This window comes from Stenotrophomonas sp. GD04054, from assembly GCF_029836955.1.
GTDB classification, from domain to species: Bacteria; Pseudomonadota; Gammaproteobacteria; order Xanthomonadales; family Xanthomonadaceae; genus Stenotrophomonas; species Stenotrophomonas maltophilia_A.
Genome location: NZ_JAOECR010000056.1, coordinates 1 through 20,354 on the forward strand (window position 1 = coordinate 1; position 20,354 = coordinate 20,354).

Here is a 20,354-nt window from a genome sequence, read left to right on the forward strand (position 1 = left end):
TGGATGGGTTTACGGCGTGTCCTGGATCGGCTGGCCTGCAGCCTCCCCACGGAGAAAGGAGGCGCTGAAACACAGGCCGGCCGTCAGCCTTCCATCTGCTCCAGCTCCTTGCCCTTGGTCTCGCGCACGCAGCGGACCACGAAGAAGATCGAGAGGATCGCAACGACAGCGTAGATGCCGTAGGCCCCGGCCAGGCCGATGCCGGCCAGCAGCATCGGGAAGGTCACGGTGATCGCGAAGTTCGAGGTCCACTGCGCCGCACCGGCAACGGCCAACGCCGGGCCGCGGATCTGGTTCGGGAACATTTCGCCCAGCATCACCCACATCACCGGGCCCCAGGACATGTTGAAGAACACCACATAGACGTTGGCCGCAACCAGCGCCAGCCGGCCCATGCCATCGGACAGCTGCAGCCGACCATCGGCCAGGCTGCCGCTGGCAAACGCCACCACCATCAGCACCAGCGCCACCGACATGCCAACCGAGCCGATCCACAGCAGCGGCTTGCGCCCGATGCGGTCGATCAACAGCACCGTCAGGAGGCAGGCGCCGATGCTCAGCGCGCCGGACAGCACGTTGATCAGCAGCGCGTCGCTTTCCGAGAAGCCCACCGCCTGCCACAGCACCGCGCCGTAATAGAACACCACGTTGATGCCGACCAGCTGCTGGAACATGGCCAGGCCAATGCCTACCCAGAGGATCGGGCGCAGCTTGCCGGTGACCGTGTCTCGCAGGTCGCTGAAGCGCGGCTTGTGCTGATCCTGGGCCAGGCTGGCTTCGATCTCGGCCTGCTTGGTCGCCGCTGCCGCCTCGCCGTACAGCCGCGACAGTACCGCCCTCGCCTGCTGCTGACGCCCCTTCAGGACCAGGAAGCGCGGGCTTTCCGGAATCACCAGCAACAACAGCAGGAACAGCCCGGACGGCAGCGCCTGCATCCAGAACATCCAGCGCCAGGCCTCATGGCCCAGCCATAGCGGCTCGGTTGACGCCCCAGCAGCTCGGGCCAGCAGGTAATTGCTGAGGAAGGCGGCGAACAGGCCGCAGATGATCGCCATCTGCTGCACCGTGGCCAAACGCCCGCGATAGCGCGCCGAGGCCACCTCGGCAATGTAGGCCGGCGACATCACGCTGGCCGCGCCCACCGCGAAGCCGCCGAGCACGCGTGCGGCGATGAACAGCCAGGAAGCGTGAGCGGCACCGGCGCCCAGCGCCGAGACCAGGAACATCAGTGCCGAGGCAATCAGCACGCCACGACGGCCCAGGCGATCCCCCAGCCAGCCGGCCAGGAAGGCACCGATCGCGCAGCCCAGCAGCATCGAGGCGACTTCGAAACCGAGCGCCGCCTCGCTGGAGTTGAAGGCCTGGCGCAGGCCGTCGACCGTGCCATTGATGACACCACTGTCGAAGCCGAACAGGAATCCACCCAGCGTGGCCACGCAGCTGATCAGGACGATGAATGCAGTGTTCTCACCACCATGGGAGGCGATGTTGGGCTGGGCTGGGGACATGAACGATCCTGCTGGGAAGGGGTCCGGCCATCCAACGCAGCCGGCTGACCCGCAGCGTCGCACAGGCCTCACCCTGCCGCCAACGACCACCACGGCCGCGCCTGCCAGACGCCCGATTTCCGCCCCGCGCCGACACCGGGGGCCAACCTGTTCTAGAATTGGCGGGTTCAGGAATCGATCCACCCCCAGCCCATGCCCTTTGTCGTCACCGAAAACTGCATCAAGTGCAAACACACCGATTGCGTGGAAGTATGCCCCGTGGATTGCTTCCACGAAGGCCCGAACTTCCTGGTGATCGACCCGGATGAGTGCATCGACTGCACCCTCTGCGAACCGGAATGCCCGGTCAACGCGATCTTCCCGGAGGACGATGTTCCTGCCGGCCAGGAGAGCTTCGTCGCCCTTAACGCCGAGCTGGCGAAGGAGTGGCCGGTACTGACCGTGCGCAAGGACCCGCCCGCCGACGCCGGCGAATGGGACGGCAAGCCGGACAAGCTGAAGCTGCTGGAGCGCTGAGAAGCGCCTATTGCCGCAACGAAAAGGGCGCCTATGGCGCCCTTTTTCGTTGCTCGGCAGATAGCATCCGCGCGATCCGATAGCTGCCAACCGCAAGATCCGGTAGCTGCCAACCGCAGGATCCGGTAGGTGCCAACCTTGGTTGGCACAGAAGCGCCGACCAAGGTCGGCCTCTACCCGGGCACGTGCGGACCTGGGCCCGCACCCACCCGACCGGCCCTTACTGGGCCAGCTTTGCCTTGAGCGCGGCGATCAGCTTCACCGGCGCTTCTGCAGTTGCCGGCAGGCCACGCGGGTCGACCGCGGAGATGTAGGCGCCGGCATCGACGGCGACCACGCGGACCAGGAAGTTGCTGCCTTCGTAGGCCACGTCATACGAGCCCAGCAGCTGCGCGCGGCTGGCGATGGTCACGCCTTCCACGCCTTCCAGCGCGGTGCCGACCTTGGTGAAAGCCTCGTCCTTGCCGCCGGCAATGGTGAAACCGGTGTTGCCCACGGCCGGGGCCGCAGCCACCGGGGCCGCCGGCTTGGTCGCCGAGGCAAGGGTCGGCACCTTGTTGTCACTGGTAGCGTTGGGCAGGTTCAGGTCCGGCGGCACTTCCAGCGGACGCATTTCCGGGGCCAGGGCGTAGTCGCCCTTGACGCCACGCTTGAAGCAGCCGGTGGTGCCGGCGGCAACGGCCACCGCAAGCAGGGCGTAGGACAGCACGCGGACGGTGGATACGGATTGACGCATGTGAATCTCCTGGGTCAGACCAAGACGGAAGGTCAGTGGCTGGAAAGGGCTTCGAGGGCGGCGATGTCGCCGGCAAGATGATCGGCCGCCGGATGGTGCGCCGCCGACAGCGGCAGCAGCGGCAGGCGCAGGTCGTGACCGATGCCGATACGGCGCAGCAACGCCTTGACCGGAATCGGGTTCGGCTCAACGCCGCAGAAATCATGGAACGGCTGCAGGCGCGCATCCCAGGACCCGGTGGCTTCGTGGTCGTGGGCGGCAGCCAGCTCGCACATCCGGCGGTAGGCGCCGGGCAGCACGTTGGAGCCGACCGAGATCAGGCCATCGATACCGGCCTGGATCGAGCGCGCGGCCGTACCGTCGTCGCCACTGAACACGGCAAACTGCGGGCTGCGCAGGGCGAGCAGCGCCTGCACCCGGCCGGTGTCACCCACCGCCTCCTTGATGCCGACGATGTTGGGATGGCTGGCCAGTTCGGCCACGGTCTCCGGCTGCATGTCGCACCCGGTACGGCCGGGCACGTTGTACAGCACGACCGGTAGCCCGCCCTGGTCGGCAACCGCGCGGTAGTGGGCGATCAGGCCAGCCTGGGTCGGCCGCACGTACGGCGGGGTGACCACCAGCGCGTGGCTGGCGCCAAGCGCGGCGGCACGGCGGGTCTGTTCGATGGTCTTGGCGGTGCCCGACAGGCCGGTACCGGCCATGACCGGGATGCGGCCGCCGATGCGCTCGACCGCGCTGGCCAGCAGCAGGTCGTACTCGGCATCGGTGAGGGTCGCTGCTTCACCGGTCGAGCCGGCTACGACAACGCCATGGACGCCACCTTCCAGTTGCAGGTGCAGCAGGCGCTGCCAACCGTCGGGATCGAGGGCGCCGTCGGCCCGGAACGGGGTCGCCAGCGCGGTGATGAGGCCGGAAAGGGACAAGGACGTGCTGCTCTTGGCTGGAAAGGGAAAACGCCCGCCACGAAAGGCCGGGGGCGACCTGAATGTTACTTGCGGCGCGAAAGCACGGGCAAGTATGCTGGACACCGGTGGATCCCCGCCTCTGGCGGGCATTCAGACTAACGCATGCATTACCCGGAATCGCCTTGACCGACACCACCCCGCGCCCCGCGCCGAGCGAAAACCACCTCCTGATCAACGCCTACACGACGCATCCGGAGTCTCCCCTGCTGTCCGTCACCCGCCGCATTGCCGACAGCGGCTGCAATCTGGTGGACGCACGCCTGGCCACGGTCGGCCGCGATGTCTCGGTCACCGCCCTGGCCACCGGCTCCTGGGACTCGGTGGCCAAGCTGGAAGCGATGCTGACCCGGCTGGAGCGCGAAGAGGGCCTGAAACTGGTCTGGTACCGCACCGCCGCCAAGCAGGCGCAGTCCAACCTGCTGCCGTACATCGTCGAAGTGATCGCCGCCGACAAGCCGGGCATCCTGTTCCAGCTGGCCGATTTCTTCGACCGCCAGGGCATCACCATCGAGAACCTGCAGAGCACGCGCTACCGCGCCATGCAGACCGGTGCGGAGATGTTCAGCGCGCAGGTCACCATTGGCGTGCCAGCCAACATGCACATCGCCGCGCTGCGCGACGATTTCCTTGAATTCTGCGACCACCTGAACCTGGACGCGATCATGGACCCGATGAAATTCTGATTCTTCGCGCGCCTCTCACGGGCGCGTGGCGTTTCATGCAATTGTCGTAGAAAGAACCCAGGCTCGACAGAAGGACCTCATGAACAACGGCGATACCCTGGACAGCACCACCCTCTCCCTGCCGCTGGCGCTGTCCGGTGGCGAACAGGCCACTCTCGGCGACTACGCCGGCCACTGGCTGGTGCTGTACTTCTATCCCAAGGACAGCACCCCCGGCTGCACCACCGAAGGCATCGACTTCAACGCACTGCTGCCGAAATTCAAGAAGGCAGGCGCGGTGGTACTCGGTGTCTCGCGCGACTCGGTGAAGTCGCACGACAACTTCTGTGCCAAGCAGGGCTTCAACTTCCCGTTGGTCAGCGATGGCGACGAAGCGCTGTGCAGCGCCTTCGACGTGATCAAGATGAAGAACATGTACGGCAAGCAGGTACGTGGCATCGAACGCAGCACCTTCCTGATTTCCCCCGACAGCCGCATCGTGCAGTCCTGGCGCAAGGTCAAGGTTGCCGGCCATGCCGATGCCGTTCTCGCCGAACTGAAGGCCTCCCAGTCCAAGTGAGTCCCACTGCCTACTGTGTCTGCCATCACCCTGCCCCGCAGCAGGCCGTGGTGGTTTTTCCCTGTCCGTAACCAGGAATCGACGATGACCCGAGGCAAGCGCATCTACGTGCTGGATACCAACGTGCTGATGCACGATCCCACCGCGCTGTTCAAATTCGAGGAGCACGACGTCTACCTGCCCATGCAGGTGATCGAGGAGCTGGACAACGGCAAGAAGGGCACCTCCGAAGCGAGCCGCAACGCCCGCCAGGTGAGCCGCTTCCTCAACGAGCTGGTGCAGGAATCCGGCCTGGACAACCTGGCCGACGGCATTCCGCTGCAGCGACCCAATGGCCTGCAGCTGCGCGGCAAGCAGAGCGCCGGCAAGCTGCGCTTCCAGACCAGCCATTTCGACGCCGGCAAGAGCTTCGGCAAGGTCATCCCGGACAACGCCATCCTCGGCGCGATCCTGGCGCTGAAGGAAGAAACCCCGGACCTGCCGGTGGTGTTCGTCTCCAAGGACATCAACCTGCGGATCAAGGCCGCGATCGCCGGCATCGTGTCCGAGGACTACGAGAACGACCGTGCGCTGGACGATTTCAGCCTGCTCTACACCGGCGCCACCGAGCTGCCGGAAGACTTCTGGAAGCGCCACGGCGATGACCTGCGCAGCTGGAGCGACAAGGGCCGCACGCATTACGAAATCCTGGCGCAGGATGGCGAGGAGTGGTACCCGAACCAGTACGTCTACCTGCCTGGCGAAGATGAAGTCGAGCTGCGCGTCAGCCGCGTGGTCGGCGACGGCAAGGTGGTGCTGTCACTGGTCGATGATTTCCGCCACGGCAGCCACGCCGTGTGGGGCATCAGCGCACGCAACCGAGAACAGAACTTCGCGCTCAACGCACTGATGGATCCGGAGATCGACTTCGTCACGCTGCTGGGTACCGCCGGCACCGGCAAGACCCTGCTGGCGCTGGCCGCCGGCCTGGCGCAGACGATGGACCAGCAGCGCTACCGCGAGATCATCATGACCCGCGCCACGGTCAGCGTCGGCGAGGACATCGGCTTCCTGCCCGGCACCGAGGAAGAGAAGATGACGCCGTGGATGGGCGCACTGACCGACAACCTGGAAGTGCTCACGCACAACCAGGAAGGCGGCACCTGGGGGCGCCAGGCGACCAACGACCTGCTCGCCAGCCGCATAAAGATCCGCTCGATGAACTTCATGCGCGGCCGCACCTTCCTGTCGCGCTACCTGATCCTGGACGAGGCGCAGAACCTCACCCCCAAGCAGATGAAGACGCTGATCACCCGTGCCGGCCCCGGCACCAAGATCGTCTGCCTGGGCAACGTCGAGCAGATCGACACCCCGTACCTGACCGAGACCACCTCGGGCCTGACCTACGCGGTGGATCGCTTCAAAAACTGGCCGCATAGTGCGCACATCACCCTGCGCCGAGGCGAACGCTCACGCCTGGCCGATTACGCTTCGGAGGTGTTGTGAACCGCTGCACCCGCCTGCTGCTGCCCACGGCTGCGATCGCCCTCGCAGCCGTCCTGGGTGCCTGCACCACCACGCGCGGCCCGGCCAGCGTGCCGACCGCCGAGCGTACCGGCCAATCCTGGGTGGTCACCCGCCCGATCATCGCCGCGCAGGTGCTCGATACCTGCTCGCGCCCCAGTCCCGGCCGCGAGGCCGGGCGGGTCAGTGGTTACTGGGCGCCCAGCCGGCAGCAGATCGACCAGCTGGAAGCGCAGCTGTCGTCGCTGGAATCACAGGTACCGAAGGTGCTGGACTTCGACCGCCAGTACGTCGGCATCGAAAGCGCCGGCAAGCGTCTGATCTACATCAACGCCTTCCATCTGCCCGACGACAGCGGCATCAACCCGGCACGGGAAGCGATCCGCGTCTGTGACGGCGGCACGCAGTTCTGGGGCGCGGTATTCGACCCGGCCAGCAACACCTTCAGCGAGCTGCAGTTCAACGGCGGCTTCGGCGGGCCCTGAGGGGCCCCGCCGATGGGAATACGCCTGCCCACCTGGGTCTGGATCGGCGCGGTCGCGCTCTCGTGCGTGGCCGGCATGGTCAACGTGGTCGGCTTCCTCGGTTTCGAGCACCAGGCGGTCAGCCACATGACCGGCAGCACCAGCCAGCTCGGCATGGCGCTGGCCCAGGGCGACTGGCGCGCAGTCGGCCATCTATGGGGACTGTTGATCGCGTTCTCGCTGGGCGCGATGCTCAGCGGCCTGCTGATCCAGGACAGCGCATTGCAGCTGGGCCGCCGCTACGGCGTCGCGCTGGCGCTGGAATCGGCACTGCTGCTGGTGGCCATTCCGCTGTTCGAACAGCATCAGATCTGGGGCGCACTGGCCGCCGCCATGGCCTGCGGCCTGCAGAACGCGATGGCGACCACCTTCAGTGGCGCGGTGGTGCGCACCACCCACCTCAGCGGCATGTTCACCGACCTCGGCATCGGCCTGGGCCACCTGCTGCGCGGGCTGCCGCTGCAGGTACGGCGGCTGACCCTCAGCGGCCTGATCATCAGCGGCTTCCTCGCCGGCGGCATCCTCGGCGCCTGGTTGTTCATGCGCTGGCAATACGACGCCCTGCTCGCCCCCGCCCTGCTGACCGGCCTGACCGGGCTGGGTTATGTGGTGTACCAGCAGTGGGCGCGTTGGCGGCATTGAATCAAGGACATCCACGCATGGCGTGGATCTACCTTCCCCTGCGTGACCACGGCACAATCAACCGATGAGCCCGACCACTCCCGTTTCCGCCCTCACCATCGCCGGCTCCGACTCCGGCGGTGGCGCCGGTGTCCCTGCCGATCTCAAGGCCTTCGCCGCGCACCGCGTGCATGGCCTGGCCGTGTTCGCCGCGCTGACTGCACAGAACACCCGTGGCGTCACCGCCGTGCATGTGCCACCGATCGCATTCCTGCAGGCGCAGATCGAAGCCTGCTTCGATGACTTCGACATCCATGCCGTGAAACTCGGCATGCTGGCCAACGCCGAGGTGATCCATGCGGTCGCCGACGCACTGGAAAAGCATCGCCCGCCGCACGTGGTGCTGGACCCGGTGATGGTCGCCACCAGCGGCGCGCGCCTGCTGGAGGAAAGTGCGCTCAAGGCCATGCGCGAACGCCTGCTGCCGTTGGCGACGCTGGTTACACCCAATACCCCGGAAGCAGAACTCCTGATCGGCCGGAAGATCGGCAACGGCGATGACGCCGAACAGGCTGCCTCTGCCCTGCTCGAGCTCGGTGCCGGTGCGGTGCTGCTGAAAGGCGGCCACCTGCAGGAAGGCAACCGCGTGATCGATCGCTACTTCGACGGCGTCAGCAGCGAAGAATTCATCCACGCCCGCCTGCCGCTGGACGCACATGGCACAGGCTGCACGCTCGCCTCGGCCATCGCCGCGCAGCTGTGCAACGGCCTGAGCCTGGCCAATGCCTGCGAAGCCGGCATCGACTACGTTGCGCGCGGCCTGCAGCAGGGCTACGCGCCTGGCCGCAGCGAGGTGCTGGTACTCGATCACTTCGGCGCGGCACCGCACGCATGAGCCTGACGTCGAGCGTCCTCGCCGTGCAGTGCGACGACGGCCATCGCTACGAAGTGATCGCCTGCGTGCCTGCACAGCCCATCGCGCGCCTGCTGTGGCTGCCAGCGCTGGGCGTGGCCGCGCGTCACTACCTGCCACTGGCATTGGCGCTGGCGGCGAAGGGCGTGGCGGTCTACCTGCATGAGTGGCGCGGCAACGGCAGCAGCTCACTGCGCCCGTCGCGCACGCAGGACTGGGGCTATCGCGAGGTACTCGAACAGGATCTGCCGGCCAGCCAGGCCGTCCTGGCCGCAGCGGATGACGCCGCCGACGCCCTGCACTGGATCATCGGTGGACACAGTCTGGGCGGGCAGCTGGCCTGCGTGCATGCCGGCCGCAACCCGCAGCACTTCAACCGGCTGTGGCTGGCGGCCAGCGGCTCACCGTTCTGGCGTGGCTTCCCACCACCGCGCGGCTGGCTGCTGCCGCTGGTCTATCGTTTCCTGCCGTGGATCGCGCAACGCCAGGGCGTGCTGCATGGGCGGCGCCTCGGCTTTGGTGGCACCGAAGCGCGCGGACTGATTGCCGACTGGGCACGCGTTGGCCTGAACAACCACTACGCCGCGGCCGGCATGAACGAAGACCTCGATGCGCAGATGGCGCGCGTGCATGGCAGCGCACAGGCCGTATTGATGGAGCACGACTGGTTGGCACCGACCGGATCGATGCAGACGCTGCTGGCGAAGCTGCCGAATGTGGACGCGCAGCTGCGCGTGCTGTCCGCGCAGGAACTGGGCACGCGCGCCGATCATTTCGCGTGGCTGAAGGCGCCGGAGGCCGTAGCTGACAGCTTTTTCATTCAGTTGGATGAAAATTTTCACAAAACTGTTGACGGTACGCGCCGACATCCGCATAATTCCGCTCCTGTCGCAGGGCGCCCGTAGCTCAGTTGGATAGAGTACCTGGCTACGAACCAGGCGGTCGGGAGTTCGAATCTCTCCGGGCGCACCACTCGACAGGTTTTCAGCATCCGCCGCTGGAAATGCAGTAAAATTAAGCAGTAAGTTGATTGTGTACCGCGCGCCCGTAGCTCAGTTGGATAGAGTACCTGGCTACGAACCAGGCGGTCGGGAGTTCGAATCTCTCCGGGCGCACCATACACAGTCAGCACAACAAGTTTATGTAATTGGCGCCCGTAGCTCAGTTGGATAGAGTACCTGGCTACGAACCAGGCGGTCGGGAGTTCGAATCTCTCCGGGCGCACCATTACACCGAAACAGCAGGCCCCGGCCTGCTGTTTTTTTATGTGTGTTTTTCGGCAGGGCTGCGCCCTGCACCCCTGGTAGTGCCGGCCGCTGGCCGGCAACCTCAACAGCAAAACCAAAAGCAAAAGCAAAAGCTGGCATTCCGTGGGTTGGCGGGGCGGTGTCGGAGTGCGGGGACGCCGCAAGTACGTCCTTGTAGGCTTGGCAGCGGCATCCATGCCGCTGACACCCCGCAATCCGACACCGCCCCACCTTCGACAGGTTCACGCGGCTGTTGGTAGGTGTCGACCTTGGTCGACACATCTGTCAGATATCGAATGAATTCATCCAGGCATGGCGTGGATCTACCGTGTCGACCAAGGTCGACACCTACCAGAGCAGTACGCCGTTCCGACAGATCGCGGAAAGCTGTCGAAGGCGGGGTGGGTCCGGTTGCGGGGGCGTGAGCCGCACGGGCCCGAGGCATGCCTCGGGCGGGTTGGGCAGGACGCCCAACCCCGGTCTTGCCGTGTGCGCAGGACTGCGCACACGAGCAAGCGGCGACCGAGCTTACATGGGTGAGGGCGCTTTGCTTGCGAAGCACTGCTTCGCAAGCGCCCGAACGCACAGCCGCCAGCGGCTGGGCCGGGCCCCGGAGGGGAACTTGCAGCGGCCCCCGCAACCGGACCCACCCCGCCATCCCACGGATAACCCGCTGTTGCTGTTGCTTCGGCTGTTGCTGTTGCTTCGGCTGTTGCTGTTGCTTCGGCCGTTGCTGTTGCCTCTGCGGGTGCAGGGCGCAGCCCTGCAGACAACACCCCTCCCTGAGCATTCCGCGTAGTGGTTTGAGCGCCGCACACACGTCGACCACGGCACGCTATACGGCAACGGAACCGCCCGTCGTCCACCGAGAACCACCATGTCCCTGCGTCCCCTGCCGCTGCACCGCGCCCTGCTGTTGGCCCTGTCATCCCTGCCACTGGCCGCGCTGGCCGAAACCACGTCGCCTGCCCCCACCCAGCAGGTCCCAGGCGTCTACCACCAGCGCGTCGGTGCGCTGCAGGTCACCGCCCTGTTCGATGGCGTGGTCGCGCTGGGCCGGCAGGAAGTCGTGGACGTGCCGCCGACGCTGGTCAGCCGCCTGCTGGAAGGCCGTTACGTGCCCGAAGACAAGAAGGGCCTGCAGACCGCGATCAACGCTTTCCTTGTGCGCCAGGGCAACCACCTGACCCTGGTCGATACCGGTACCGCGCAGTGCTTCGGCCCCGGCCTGGGCCAGGTGCTGGGCAACCTGCGCGCCTCCGGCGTGGACCCGGCCGAGGTGGACGAGGTGCTGCTGACCCACGCCCATCCGGACCATCTGTGCGGCGTGCTCGACGCGCAGGGCAAGCCGGCCTACCCGAATGCCACGGTGTGGCTGTCCAAGGCCGATGCCGACTACTGGCTCAACCCGACCAGCGAGGCCACCGCGCCGAAGGGCGTGCGCTTTGCCTTCCCGCTGGCGCGCAACGCGGTAGCGCCCTGTCAGGCCAGCGGCCACCTGCGCACCTTCAGTCCCGGCGATGCCCTGCCCGGTGGCGCGGTGGCGATGGACACCCATGGCCATACGCCCGGCCATGTCTCCTACCGGTTCGACAGCCAGGGCCAGTCGCTACTGGTGTGGGGTGATGTGCTGCACTTCCACGCAGTGCAGTTCGCGCACCCGGAGGCGGCCTTCGAGGCCGATTCGGACCGCAAGGCGGCCATCGCCAGCCGTCGCGGCCTGCTGCAGCAGGCCACCGCCAACGGTTGGTGGGTGGCCGGTGCGCACCTGCCGTTCCCCGGTCTGGGCCATGTGCGTGGCGAGGGCAAGGCCTATGCGTGGGTGCCGGCGGAGTATTCGCCGTTGAAATGAGGTGCCGCCGGGCCTGGTGGCGTTGCCGGCCAGCGGCCGGCACTACCGGGCATCAGAGCGGTAGCGCCCGGCTGCCAGCCGGGCGACCGAAAATGCCTTATTCCAGCCCCAACCAGCCGCCGATGATGCCGCGGGCTTCGTCCACACCGGTGCGGGCCGCGCCAGAGAACACCTGCACGCTGACCGTATCACCGAAGGAGGAGTGCAGTTCCTTGCGCACCTTCTGCAGGGTCTGCATCTGCTGGCTGCGGCTCAGCTTGTCGGCCTTGGTCAGCAACGCATGCGCCGGCAGGCCACGCTGCACGGCATAGGCCAGCATCTGCCGGTCGTAGTCCTTCAGCGGGTGGCGGATATCCATCACCACCACCAGGCCCCTCAGCGCATTGCGGGTGCGGAAGTAGCGGTCGATGAAGGCCTGCCAGTGCGCCTGCAGGTCCAGCGGCACCTTGGCGTAGCCGTAACCGGGCAGATCGACCAGATGGGCTTCCGGGGTCACCTGGAAGAACACCAGCTGCTGGGTGCGGCCGGGGGTCTTGGAGACCCGGGCCAGGCTGTTCTGCCGGGTCAATGCGTTGAGGGCACTGGACTTGCCGGCGTTGGAGCGGCCCGCAAAGGCCACTTCGGCCCCCTCATCGGGCGGCAGCTGCCCCATGTTGTGGGCAGAGAGGTGGTATTGAGCGCGTTCGATGAGCAATGACATGTGCATAGGATCGCATGTTGTGGCACCGCGCGCCCGGCCGCGGGCCCTCCGCCGGGAAAATGCTGCACTGCTGCGTTGACCGTGCGCGGAAACGGCGTTGATAATCCGGACGATGCCGTGGCTGCCGCCCGGCCCGGTCCATACGGAGCTTTAGCATGCGCCACGCTCGCGTTCTTGCCGTATCCGCCCTTGCCACTGCCGTAGTCGTTGCCGCCGCTGCGTTCGCGCAGACCACGTTGACCCCGCTGCCCGACAACGGGCCGATCAACACCGCCTCGCTGGAGGTCGATTTCAGCAAGACCCACTGGGGCGATGCCAAGGCCGGCCAGACCAAGGCCTCGGCCTGCGCGGCCTGCCATGGCGCCGACGGCAATTCCACGGTGGAGATGTACCCGTCCATCGCCGGCCAGAGCGAACGCTACGTCGCCCAGCAGATGGCCCTGATCGCCAATGGACAGCGCAGCTCCGGCGCGGCGGTGGCGATGGTGCCGTTCGTGCAGAACCTCACCCCGCAGGACATGCGCGACATCGGCGCGTTCTTCGCCACGCAGAAGGCCACTGCCGGCATCGCCGATGACACGGCGGTCACCGACGGCCCCTACAAGGGCATGAAGTTCTACGAGATCGGCCAGCAGCTGTACCGTGGCGGTGACGCCAAACGCGGCCTGCCGGCCTGCATGGCCTGCCACGGCCCCAGTGGTGCCGGTAATCCGGGCCCGGCCTATCCACACATCGGCGGCCAGCAGGCCAGCTATGTCGCGCGCCGCCTGCAGGAATACCAGGCCGGCCAGACCAACGAGACCGACAAGGCGCACTTCCAGATCATGGCTGCGGTTGCGCAGAAGCTGAGCGAGCAGGAGGTGCAGGCGCTGTCGAGCTACCTGCAGGGCCTGCACAACAAGGCCGACGACGTGGCCGTTGCCACCACGCCGGCACAACCGGCTGCCGCCCCCTGACCACCACTGGTCGGCCCGGGTCGCCACGCCGGCCCGCGGCTGCGGTATGTTTCCTTCACGCCGGCGACCGCGCCGGCGTTGCTTTTTTCAACGGAGATGCGTGTCGATGAGGTTGATTTCCCGCCTGCTGTTGTCTGTGCTGGTGCTGCTGCCGCTGGTAGCCTGCGCCGCCACCCCCGCCAATGCCCCGCTGGTTGAAGGCAAGGACTACGAGCGCATCGCCCAGCCGGGCCCGTTCCAGCCGCTGGCCGGCAAGATCGAGGTGGTCGAGGTCTTCGGCTACACCTGCCCGCACTGCGCCCGTTTCGAACCGCAGCTGGAAGCCTGGGCAGCCAAGCTGCCGGCCGATGTGCGCTTCACTCCGGTTCCGGCAGCCTTCGGCGGCGCCTGGGATGCCTGGGCACTGGCCTACTACGCCGCCGACGAAGTCGGCGTGGCCAAGCGCAGCCATGCCGCCGTGTTCAAGGCACTGCACCAGGACGGCTCGCTGCCGATGCAGAACGTCTCGGCCGATGAGCTCGCCACCTTCTACAAGGCCTATGGCGTGACCCCGGACCGTTACCTGCAGGCCCTGCGCGGCGATGCCGTACAGAAGAAGGTCGATGCCGCCCGCGCGTTCGCCCAGCGCACCAAGATCCCCGGGACCCCGGCGCTGATCATCAACGGCCAGTACCTGGTCCGTGGCGACAGCTTCGACGACCAGCTGCGCATCGCCTCGGCGCTGATCACCCAGGCCCGCGCCGCCCGCGGCCGCTGAACCAACACCCACCACCGACACGGCGCTGTCGCCGCCGCGTGTCATCATTTCCCCCTGGCCGGCGCATGACGCCGGCCCCACCTTTCCAGATGCTGGAGACGTTTCCATGAAGATCCGTTACGCCCTCGCCCTCGCAGCGCTGCTGCCGATCCTGGCGGCCTGCAAGGCCGACGACGGCAGCACCAACACCACCGCGGCCCCGGCCGAACCGGCTGCAGCTCCGGCGACCACCGAACCGGCCGCTCCGGCAGCGGGTACCGAAGGCGCCGCCCCGGCCGCTGCCGAAGGCGAGAAGGCCGCGGCTGAATCCGCCCCGGCCGCTGCACCGGCCCCGACCACCACCGCACTGACCGGCCCGGCCCCGGTGGAAGGCGCCGACTACCAGGTGATCCCGAACGGCCAGCCGTTCCAGCCGGCCGCCGGCAAGATCGAAGTGACCGAGATCTTCGGCTATGTCTGCCCGGCCTGCGCCGCGTTCCAGCCGCTGGTCGGCCCGTGGAAGGCCGGCCTGCCGAGCGACGTGAACTTCGTCTACGTGCCGGCCATGTTCGGCGGTACCTGGGACAACTACGCCCGTGCCTTCTACGCCGCGCAGACCCTGGGCGTGCAGGAGAAGACCCACGAAGCCCTGTACGCTGCCATCCATTCGCAGAAGACCCTGAAGGGCGAGCGCGGCACCGATTCGGTTGACGACATCGCCAAGTTCTACGGTGCCTACGGCGTGGATCCGAAGCAGTTCGCCGCCACCATGGGCAGCTTCGCGGTGAATGCCAAGACCAACTCGGCCAAGCAGTTCGCCCAGCGCAGCCAGATCAGCGGCACCCCGTCGATCATCGTCAACGGCAAGTACCTGGTGAAGGGCAAGAGCTTCCCGGACATGCTGCGCATTGCCGACCACCTGATCGCCCGCGAACGCGGTGCGGCCCAGGCTCACTGATCCAAGAGAAGCGTTTCCCGGCCGTGAATTCCCCCCGTACACGGACCCTGCGCTTGCTGACGGCCAACATCCAGGCCGGCTCAAGTACCCGCCGCTACAGCGACTATGTGACCCGCAGCTGGTCACATGCGCTGCCGGCGGGCCGCAAGCGCAGCAGCCTGGACGCGATCGCCACCCTGGCGCGCGAACATGACATCGTCGGCCTGCAGGAGGCCGACCCGGGCAGCCTGCGCTCGGGCTTCACCAACCAGACCCACTACCTGGCCCAGCGTGCCGGCTTCAACTACTGGAGCCACCAGCCGAACCGGCGCATGGGCGGGGTCGCCTCCAGCGCCAACGGCCTGCTGAGCAAGCTGGAACCGGTGGAAGTGCAGGATCACGCCCTGCCCGGCCGCATCGGCGGGCGCGGCGTGCTGCTGGCCAAGTTCGGCGACGGCGCCGATGGCCTGGCGGTAGCGGTAGCCCATCTGTCGCTGGGCGCGGGTTCGCGGATGTCGCAGCTGGGCTTCATTGCCGAGCTGCTGTCCGACCATCCCAACGCCGTCCTGATGGGCGACTTCAACTGCCTGGCCGAACGCCCGGAAATGCAGGTGCTGTACCAGAAGACCCGGCTGCAGCCCCCCGGCTGCATCGTGCCGACCTTCCCCAGCTGGCGCCCCGATCGCGCCATCGACCACATCCTGGTCAGCAGCGGCCTGCAGACCCGCACCGTGGAAGCCGTACCGGCCGCGTTCTCCGATCACCTCGCCCTGGCGATGCAGATCGACGTTCCGGCCGACGCCCTGCGCTGACCGCTCCTGGTGGGTGCCAACCTTGGTTGGCACGCTCTCCGCCGGGCATGGCCCGGCGCTACCCCGCCTGCACCACTGGCACCTTCAGCCGCCGCGCGGTCATCGTGCTGCCCACCGAGGCCAGCACCGTGCAGCCGATCGCCAGCCACTGCAATCCATGCAAGTGCTCGTGCAGCAGCAGCATCGCCCACAGCGCGGCCACTGCCGGCTCCATGCTGATCAGGATGCCGAAGGTCTCCTTGGGCAGGCGCTTGAGCGCCATCATCTCCAGCGACATCGGGATCGCGCTGGAGACCAGCGCTACCAGCAGGCCCGCCGCCAGGATCTTCGGATCGAGCAGTGCGGCGCCGGCATGCACCACGCCCACCGGCACCACCACCAGCGACGCCGCCAGCAGCCCCAGCGACACCGAATGCCCGGCGTGCAGATGGCCGGCACGCTTGCCGAACACGATGTACAGGCCCCAGCACGCCGCCGCACCCATGGCATACAGCACGCCGGCCGGGTCCAGCGCCGGGCCGCCACCGATCGGCAACAGCAACAGCAGCCCCACCGCCGCGCAGCCCACCCACAGGAAGTCGATCGGTCGCCGTGATGACAGCATCGCCACCGTCAGCGGCCCGGTGAACTCGATGGCCACCGCGATGCCGAAGGGAATCGTGCGCAGGGCCATGTAGAACAGCAGGTTCATCAGGCCCAGGGTGAGCCCGTAGCGCAGGACGGTGATCGCATCCACGCGGCTGGTCTTCCAGCGCCATGGCCGCCAGAACAGCAGCAGCAACAGCGCCGAAAAGCCCACGCGCAGCGCGCTGGTGCCCTGGGCACCGATCAGCGGGAACAGGTGTTTTGCGTAGGAGGTGCCGATGGCCAGCGAGGTGACCGAGCCGAGCACCGCCAGCGCCGGCAACATCGGCGCGAGTCGTGAGGTCTGCATGCGCAAAGTCTATTGCGCCGGCGCCGAGCACTTGGCTCAATTGACGGCCCGTTCGTGCAACTTCTGCTCGCCATGGCCATCGCCCCCGTGCTCGACAGTTTCGACCGCGCCATCCTCGACCTGCTGCAGCGGGACAACACCCTGCCGCAGCGCGAAATCGCCGAGGCCGTGCACCTGTCCACCCCGGCCGTGCAGCGCCGCATCAAGCGCCTGCAGGACATCGGCGTGATCGCGGCCAATGTGGCCGTGGTCGCTGCGGCGAAGGTCGGGCGGCCGCTGACCATCATCGTCGAGGTGCGCGTGGTCAGCGAGCAGCGCGAACGCGTGGCGCCGTTCAAGCGTCGCGTGCAGGACGACCCGGCCGTGCAGCAGTGCTACTCGATCACCGGCGATGGCGATTTCCTGCTGTTGCTTTCGGCGGCGTCGATGGAGGAGTACGAGGCGATCACCGAGCGCTTGTTCGGTGGCGATGACAACATCGAGCGCTTCCGTACCTCGGTGGCACTGGGCACCTTGAAGCGGAGTTTCGAGGTCCCGCTGGCACCGGTTCTGTAGCGTCGAGCCATGCTCGACTGCGCTTTTACCGCAGAGCAACAGCCGTCGAGCATGGCTCGACGCTACAGTCGGAGACCATGAGCACTCCGTCCTCTCCTGCCGGTCGCCTGCGCCGCTGGCTGCTGCGCGGTCTGTGGCTGGCCATTGCCGTCGTTGCCGCGATGGCGCTGTGGAACAGTCCCTGGGCCGCCGCACCAAAGATGCTGTGGACACTCGCGCAGATGCCGCCGGCCACCGAACTCCCGGTGCCGGTGGAGGGTGTGCGCCCCCGCCAGATCGCCGATACCTTCGGCGCGCCGCGCGGCCGCGACCGCTCCCACGCCGGCATCGATATCTTCGCCCAGCGCGGCACGCCGGTGCGCAGCGTCACTGCCGGCGTCATCGCGGATGTCAGCGAACGCGGCCTCGGTGGTCGCCAGGTCTGGGTGATCGGGCCCGGGCGGGAACGCTACTACTACGCGCATCTGGAAGGCTGGGCCGAGGGCCTGGCGCGCGGCCAGGTGGTGCAGGCCGGTGACCTGCTCGGCCACGTGGGCGACAGCGGCAATGCCAAGGGCACGCCGCCGCATCTGCACTGGGGCATCTACGGCACGAACGGCCCCCGCAACCCGTTGCCGTTGCTGCGCTGATCGCCACGGCGCACCCGCGCACCGAACCGTTCATGATTTGTAAATAGGAATAGTTCGTATTACCATTTCTTTCGTTTCCGGTGGTGCCAGGACGGCCTGCCCGCCCTTCCCCTACCCGTAGCGCCTCGCCTCCTGGATGCCGGCCGAACGCGCGTGCTCGTCCAGGACCCCCATGACCCGTCCCGCCTTCCGTACCCTGCAGCCGCAGCGGCTGTCCGTTGCCGTGCTTGCCGTTCTCTGCGCCGTGGCCCCGGCCGCCTTCGCCGACACCGCCGCCGATCCGACCACGCTGGACAAGGTGGTGGTCAAGGGCGAACGTGCCGAAGGCTATTCGGTGCGCCGCACCTCGGCCGGTACCCGCTTCGATCTGGCACCGCGCGAGATCCCGCAGTCGGTCAGCATCATCAGCCACCAGCGCATCGAAGATCAGAAGCTGGACGACATCATCGACGTGCTGGCCAACACCACCGGCGTGACCAGCACCCAGTCCGACAGCGAGCGCACCGAGTTCTACGCGCGTGGCTTCTACATCGATGCCTACCAGTTCGATGGCCTGCCGACGCAGATGGTGCAGAACTGGAGCTACGGCGATTCCGGCCTCGATCTTGCGCTGTACGACCGCGTGGAAGTGGTACGCGGCGCTACCGGCCTGCTCAGCGGTGCCGGCAATCCGTCCGCCTCGGTGAACCTCATCCGCAAACACGCCGACAGCGCAGAACTGACCGGCAGCATCTCGGTGAACGTCGGCAGTTGGGGCCGCACACGCACCACCGTGGACGTGGGCACCGCGCTGAACGCCAGTGGCACGGTGCGCGGCCGGGTGATCGGCAGCTACCTGGACACCGATGGTCAGATGGACCGCTACAACCAGCGCAAGACGCTGGGTTATGCCGTCATCGACGCCGACCTGACCCCGGACACGCAGCTCAGCGTGGGCTACGACTACCAGCAGAAGCGCGCCAACGGCGCGACCTGGGGCGGCTTCCCGATGTGGTACGCCGATGGCAGCCCGACCAACTATCCGACCTCGTTCAATCCGTCGCCGGACTGGACCTACTGGGACACCACCAGCAAGCGTGCGTTCGCCACCCTGCAGCATGCCTTCAGCAACGGCTGGAAGTTCAAGATCGGCGCCACCCACGACCGCACCAAGGCCGACGACAAGCTGTTCTATCCGGCCTACACCGCGTTCAACAAGACCACGGGCGCCGGCATCACGCCGATGGCCGGCTTCTACAACACCGAGCGCAAGGTTGATGGCATCGATGGCTACATCGATGGGCCGTTCCAGCTGTTCGGCCGCGAGCACCAGTTCATGGCCGGCCTGAGCTACAACAAGCGTGAGTTCGCCAACTATGGTGATTTCCAGCCTGACTTCAACGATCCGAATGCACAGTACCTGCCGCTGGCCAGCTACTTCGGCTGGACCGGTGATTTCCCGCAGCCGAACTGGCGACCGCTGAAGCTTGCCAGCCAGGGCACCATCACCCAAAAGGCCGGCTATGCCGCCGCACGCCTGTCGCTGGCCGATCCACTGAAGCTGATCATCGGTGCGCGCTACACCGACTGGAAGAGCGAAGACGAAGGCAACGACCGCTCGCACAAAGTGACCACGCCGTATGCCGGCCTGGTCTACGACATCAACGATACCTACTCCGCCTACGCCAGCTATACCGAGATCTTCCAGCCGCAGACGCTGCGCAACAAGCAGGGCAGCTACCTCGATCCGGTCGATGGCAAGAGCTACGAAGTCGGCGTCAAGGGCGCGTGGTTCGACAACCGGCTGAATGCATCCGTGGCAGTGTTCCGCATCGAGCAGGACAACGTTGGCCAGGCAACCATGGACAAGGTTGACGGGCAAATGAACGAGACCGCCTACATCGCTGCACGTGGCACCGTCAGCCGCGGCTTCGAGTTCGAAGTGAACGGCGAACTGGCACCGGGCTGGAACGCGACCTTCGGTGCTTCACGTTACGTGGCCAAGGACATCAACGGCGCCGACATCAACACCAACCTGCCGCAGACCGCGCTGAAGCTGTTCACCAGCTACACCCCGCAATCGCTGCAGGAACTGACCGTCGGCGGCGGTGCCAACTGGCAGAACCGCATCTACTACGCTGCGCCGGTAGTGGGCCGCTTCGAACAGGAAGGCTACGCGCTGGTCAGTGCCTTCGTGCGCTACCGCATCTCGCCGGAGTTCAGCGTGCAGGCCAACCTCAACAACCTGCTGGACAAGAAGTACTACTCGCAGATCACCGGCTACGGTGCCTACGGCGACGGCCGCAATGGCTCGCTGACGTTCACCTGGGCGTTCTGATCCAACCGGCCTTGTAGCGTCGAGCCATGCTCGACTCGATCACACGGGGTCGTCGAGCACGGCTCGACACCACAACGGGGGCGCCCAGCGCCCCCGTTGCCGCGCTGCCCTTGCAGGTGTAGCGTCGCGCAGACGGATACCTCGCGCC

General features: G+C 66.7%; 21 protein-coding genes and 3 tRNA genes. 19 read left to right on the plus strand and 5 right to left on the minus strand.

Translation table 11 applies throughout. From position 1 onward, the window contains the following. Window positions 1–83: 83 nt before the first annotated feature. The gene (locus N7573_RS19055) at window positions 84–1,508 is read right to left on the minus strand and encodes a sugar porter family MFS transporter (protein WP_049400938.1); all 1,425 of its coding nucleotides are present in this window, start codon (window positions 1,506–1,508) and stop codon (window positions 84–86) included. 192 nt (window positions 1,509–1,700) lie between these two features. On the opposite strand from N7573_RS19055, the gene fdxA reads away from it, so the two are divergent. Continuing rightward, window positions 1,701–2,024 (plus strand): ferredoxin FdxA, encoded by a 324-nt coding sequence (gene fdxA, locus N7573_RS19060; protein ID WP_004153066.1) that lies wholly within the window; start codon window positions 1,701–1,703, stop codon window positions 2,022–2,024. Between the two features lie 220 nt (window positions 2,025–2,244). Here the strand turns inward: fdxA and N7573_RS19065 are convergent, their stop codons facing one another. Both N7573_RS19065 and dapA read right to left on the minus strand, forming a co-directional pair. Further along, window positions 2,245–2,760, minus strand: coding sequence for a hypothetical protein (locus N7573_RS19065; protein WP_197616923.1), 516 nt, complete (start codon window positions 2,758–2,760; stop codon window positions 2,245–2,247). 32 nt (window positions 2,761–2,792) lie between these two features. After that, on the minus strand, window positions 2,793–3,686 hold the full coding sequence (gene dapA, locus N7573_RS19070; protein ID WP_182267593.1) for a 4-hydroxy-tetrahydrodipicolinate synthase: 894 nt from the start codon (window positions 3,684–3,686) through the stop codon (window positions 2,793–2,795). Window positions 3,687–3,850: 164 nt separating this feature from the next. Between dapA and N7573_RS19075 the strand changes: the two genes are divergently transcribed. The 11 genes from N7573_RS19075 to N7573_RS19125 all read left to right on the plus strand — a co-directional run bounded on the left by N7573_RS19075 (window position 3,851) and on the right by N7573_RS19125 (window position 11,630). Next, window positions 3,851–4,411, plus strand: a complete 561-nt coding sequence (locus tag N7573_RS19075) for a glycine cleavage system protein R (protein ID WP_005409051.1) — start codon at window positions 3,851–3,853, stop codon at window positions 4,409–4,411. Between the two features lie 79 nt (window positions 4,412–4,490). Then, on the plus strand, window positions 4,491–4,970 hold the full coding sequence (locus N7573_RS19080) for a peroxiredoxin (RefSeq protein ID WP_049445310.1): 480 nt from the start codon (window positions 4,491–4,493) through the stop codon (window positions 4,968–4,970). Window positions 4,971–5,054: 84 nt separating this feature from the next. Next, window positions 5,055–6,455, plus strand: coding sequence for a PhoH family protein (locus N7573_RS19085; RefSeq protein WP_010484287.1), 1,401 nt, complete (start codon window positions 5,055–5,057; stop codon window positions 6,453–6,455). Continuing rightward, window positions 6,452–6,958: a hypothetical protein gene (locus N7573_RS19090; RefSeq protein ID WP_032128845.1), complete on the plus strand. Its 507-nt coding sequence runs from the start codon at window positions 6,452–6,454 to the stop codon at window positions 6,956–6,958. Before N7573_RS19085 ends, N7573_RS19090 begins: the two co-directional genes overlap by 4 nt. Before the next feature lie 12 nt (window positions 6,959–6,970). Then, window positions 6,971–7,639: a YoaK family protein gene (locus tag N7573_RS19095; protein WP_049463692.1), complete on the plus strand. Its 669-nt coding sequence runs from the start codon at window positions 6,971–6,973 to the stop codon at window positions 7,637–7,639. 64 nt (window positions 7,640–7,703) lie between these two features. Then, the gene (gene thiD / locus N7573_RS19100; RefSeq protein WP_032128843.1) at window positions 7,704–8,513 is read left to right on the plus strand and encodes a bifunctional hydroxymethylpyrimidine kinase/phosphomethylpyrimidine kinase; all 810 of its coding nucleotides are present in this window, start codon (window positions 7,704–7,706) and stop codon (window positions 8,511–8,513) included. Continuing rightward, complete coding sequence (locus N7573_RS19105; RefSeq protein WP_277778617.1) at window positions 8,510–9,436, plus strand: alpha/beta fold hydrolase; 927 nt, start codon at window positions 8,510–8,512, stop codon at window positions 9,434–9,436. Before thiD ends, N7573_RS19105 begins: the two co-directional genes overlap by 4 nt. Next, window positions 9,427–9,503, plus strand: a tRNA-Arg gene (locus N7573_RS19110). The genes N7573_RS19105 and N7573_RS19110 overlap by 10 nt, the downstream gene beginning before the upstream one ends. A 69-nt stretch (window positions 9,504–9,572) precedes the next feature. Beyond that, window positions 9,573–9,649 (plus strand) — tRNA-Arg (locus N7573_RS19115). Between the two features lie 32 nt (window positions 9,650–9,681). Continuing rightward, window positions 9,682–9,758 (plus strand) — tRNA-Arg (locus tag N7573_RS19120). A gap of 897 nt (window positions 9,759–10,655) precedes the next feature. Beyond that, the gene (locus N7573_RS19125) at window positions 10,656–11,630 is read left to right on the plus strand and encodes an MBL fold metallo-hydrolase (RefSeq protein WP_279943247.1); all 975 of its coding nucleotides are present in this window, start codon (window positions 10,656–10,658) and stop codon (window positions 11,628–11,630) included. A gap of 97 nt (window positions 11,631–11,727) precedes the next feature. Here N7573_RS19125 and yihA read toward each other — a convergent pair whose 3' ends face one another. Continuing rightward, entirely contained in the window at window positions 11,728–12,330 is a 603-nt protein-coding gene (gene yihA / locus N7573_RS19130) for a ribosome biogenesis GTP-binding protein YihA/YsxC (RefSeq protein WP_041864681.1), read from the minus strand. Between the two features lie 155 nt (window positions 12,331–12,485). On the opposite strand from yihA, the gene N7573_RS19135 reads away from it, so the two are divergent. The 4 genes from N7573_RS19135 (at window position 12,486) to N7573_RS19150 (ending at window position 15,771) form a co-directional block, all read left to right on the plus strand. Continuing rightward, window positions 12,486–13,286, plus strand: coding sequence for a c-type cytochrome (locus N7573_RS19135; RefSeq protein WP_279913672.1), 801 nt, complete (start codon window positions 12,486–12,488; stop codon window positions 13,284–13,286). 106 nt (window positions 13,287–13,392) lie between these two features. Then, window positions 13,393–14,043, plus strand: coding sequence for a thiol:disulfide interchange protein DsbA/DsbL (locus N7573_RS19140; protein WP_107433004.1), 651 nt, complete (start codon window positions 13,393–13,395; stop codon window positions 14,041–14,043). Window positions 14,044–14,149: 106 nt separating this feature from the next. After that, window positions 14,150–14,980: a thiol:disulfide interchange protein DsbA/DsbL gene (locus N7573_RS19145; protein WP_032128967.1), complete on the plus strand. Its 831-nt coding sequence runs from the start codon at window positions 14,150–14,152 to the stop codon at window positions 14,978–14,980. A gap of 53 nt (window positions 14,981–15,033) precedes the next feature. Further along, window positions 15,034–15,771 carry an endonuclease/exonuclease/phosphatase family protein gene (locus N7573_RS19150; protein ID WP_005419292.1) on the plus strand — a complete coding sequence of 246 codons (738 nt, stop codon included), beginning with the start codon at window positions 15,034–15,036 and terminating at the stop codon, window positions 15,769–15,771. A gap of 58 nt (window positions 15,772–15,829) precedes the next feature. Here the strand turns inward: N7573_RS19150 and N7573_RS19155 are convergent, their stop codons facing one another. Then, window positions 15,830–16,705 (minus strand): EamA family transporter, encoded by an 876-nt coding sequence (locus tag N7573_RS19155; protein WP_279913675.1) that lies wholly within the window; start codon window positions 16,703–16,705, stop codon window positions 15,830–15,832. A 72-nt stretch (window positions 16,706–16,777) separates the two neighbouring features. On the opposite strand from N7573_RS19155, the gene N7573_RS19160 reads away from it, so the two are divergent. From N7573_RS19160 to fhuE, 3 genes are all read left to right on the plus strand, one after another. Beyond that, the gene (locus N7573_RS19160) at window positions 16,778–17,260 is read left to right on the plus strand and encodes an Lrp/AsnC family transcriptional regulator (protein WP_279913676.1); all 483 of its coding nucleotides are present in this window, start codon (window positions 16,778–16,780) and stop codon (window positions 17,258–17,260) included. Window positions 17,261–17,337: 77 nt separating this feature from the next. Further along, window positions 17,338–17,889, plus strand: a complete 552-nt coding sequence (locus N7573_RS19165; protein WP_071229523.1) for a M23 family metallopeptidase — start codon at window positions 17,338–17,340, stop codon at window positions 17,887–17,889. 172 nt (window positions 17,890–18,061) lie between these two features. Continuing rightward, window positions 18,062–20,206, plus strand: a complete 2,145-nt coding sequence (gene fhuE / locus N7573_RS19170; protein ID WP_049421357.1) for a ferric-rhodotorulic acid/ferric-coprogen receptor FhuE — start codon at window positions 18,062–18,064, stop codon at window positions 20,204–20,206. Window positions 20,207–20,354: the final 148 nt, after the last annotated feature.

Bases quoted from the DNA above. Each gene is read 5' to 3' on its own strand.
- N7573_RS19065 (WP_197616923.1), bottom strand. From the start codon at position 2,760: ATGCGTCAATCCGTATCCACCGTCCGCGTGCTGTCCTACGCCCTGCTT.
- N7573_RS19095 (WP_049463692.1), top strand. From the start codon at position 6,971: ATGGGAATACGCCTGCCCACCTGGGTCTGGATCGGCGCGGTCGCGCTC.
- N7573_RS19135 (WP_279913672.1), top strand. From the start codon at position 12,486: ATGCGCCACGCTCGCGTTCTTGCCGTATCCGCCCTTGCCACTGCCGTA.
- yihA (WP_041864681.1), bottom strand. From the start codon at position 12,330: ATGTCATTGCTCATCGAACGCGCTCAATACCACCTCTCTGCCCACAAC.
- fdxA (WP_004153066.1), top strand. From the start codon at position 1,701: ATGCCCTTTGTCGTCACCGAAAACTGCATCAAGTGCAAACACACCGAT.
- N7573_RS19140 (WP_107433004.1), top strand. From the start codon at position 13,393: ATGAGGTTGATTTCCCGCCTGCTGTTGTCTGTGCTGGTGCTGCTGCCG.
- N7573_RS19055 (WP_049400938.1), bottom strand. From the start codon at position 1,508: ATGTCCCCAGCCCAGCCCAACATCGCCTCCCATGGTGGTGAGAACACT.
- N7573_RS19125 (WP_279943247.1), top strand. From the start codon at position 10,656: ATGTCCCTGCGTCCCCTGCCGCTGCACCGCGCCCTGCTGTTGGCCCTG.
- N7573_RS19145 (WP_032128967.1), top strand. From the start codon at position 14,150: ATGAAGATCCGTTACGCCCTCGCCCTCGCAGCGCTGCTGCCGATCCTG.
- thiD (WP_032128843.1), top strand. From the start codon at position 7,704: ATGAGCCCGACCACTCCCGTTTCCGCCCTCACCATCGCCGGCTCCGAC.
- N7573_RS19085 (WP_010484287.1), top strand. From the start codon at position 5,055: ATGACCCGAGGCAAGCGCATCTACGTGCTGGATACCAACGTGCTGATG.
- N7573_RS19160 (WP_279913676.1), top strand. From the start codon at position 16,778: ATGGCCATCGCCCCCGTGCTCGACAGTTTCGACCGCGCCATCCTCGAC.
- N7573_RS19155 (WP_279913675.1), bottom strand. From the start codon at position 16,705: ATGCAGACCTCACGACTCGCGCCGATGTTGCCGGCGCTGGCGGTGCTC.
- N7573_RS19080 (WP_049445310.1), top strand. From the start codon at position 4,491: ATGAACAACGGCGATACCCTGGACAGCACCACCCTCTCCCTGCCGCTG.
- N7573_RS19105 (WP_277778617.1), top strand. From the start codon at position 8,510: ATGAGCCTGACGTCGAGCGTCCTCGCCGTGCAGTGCGACGACGGCCAT.
- fhuE (WP_049421357.1), top strand. From the start codon at position 18,062: ATGACCCGTCCCGCCTTCCGTACCCTGCAGCCGCAGCGGCTGTCCGTT.
- N7573_RS19165 (WP_071229523.1), top strand. From the start codon at position 17,338: ATGAGCACTCCGTCCTCTCCTGCCGGTCGCCTGCGCCGCTGGCTGCTG.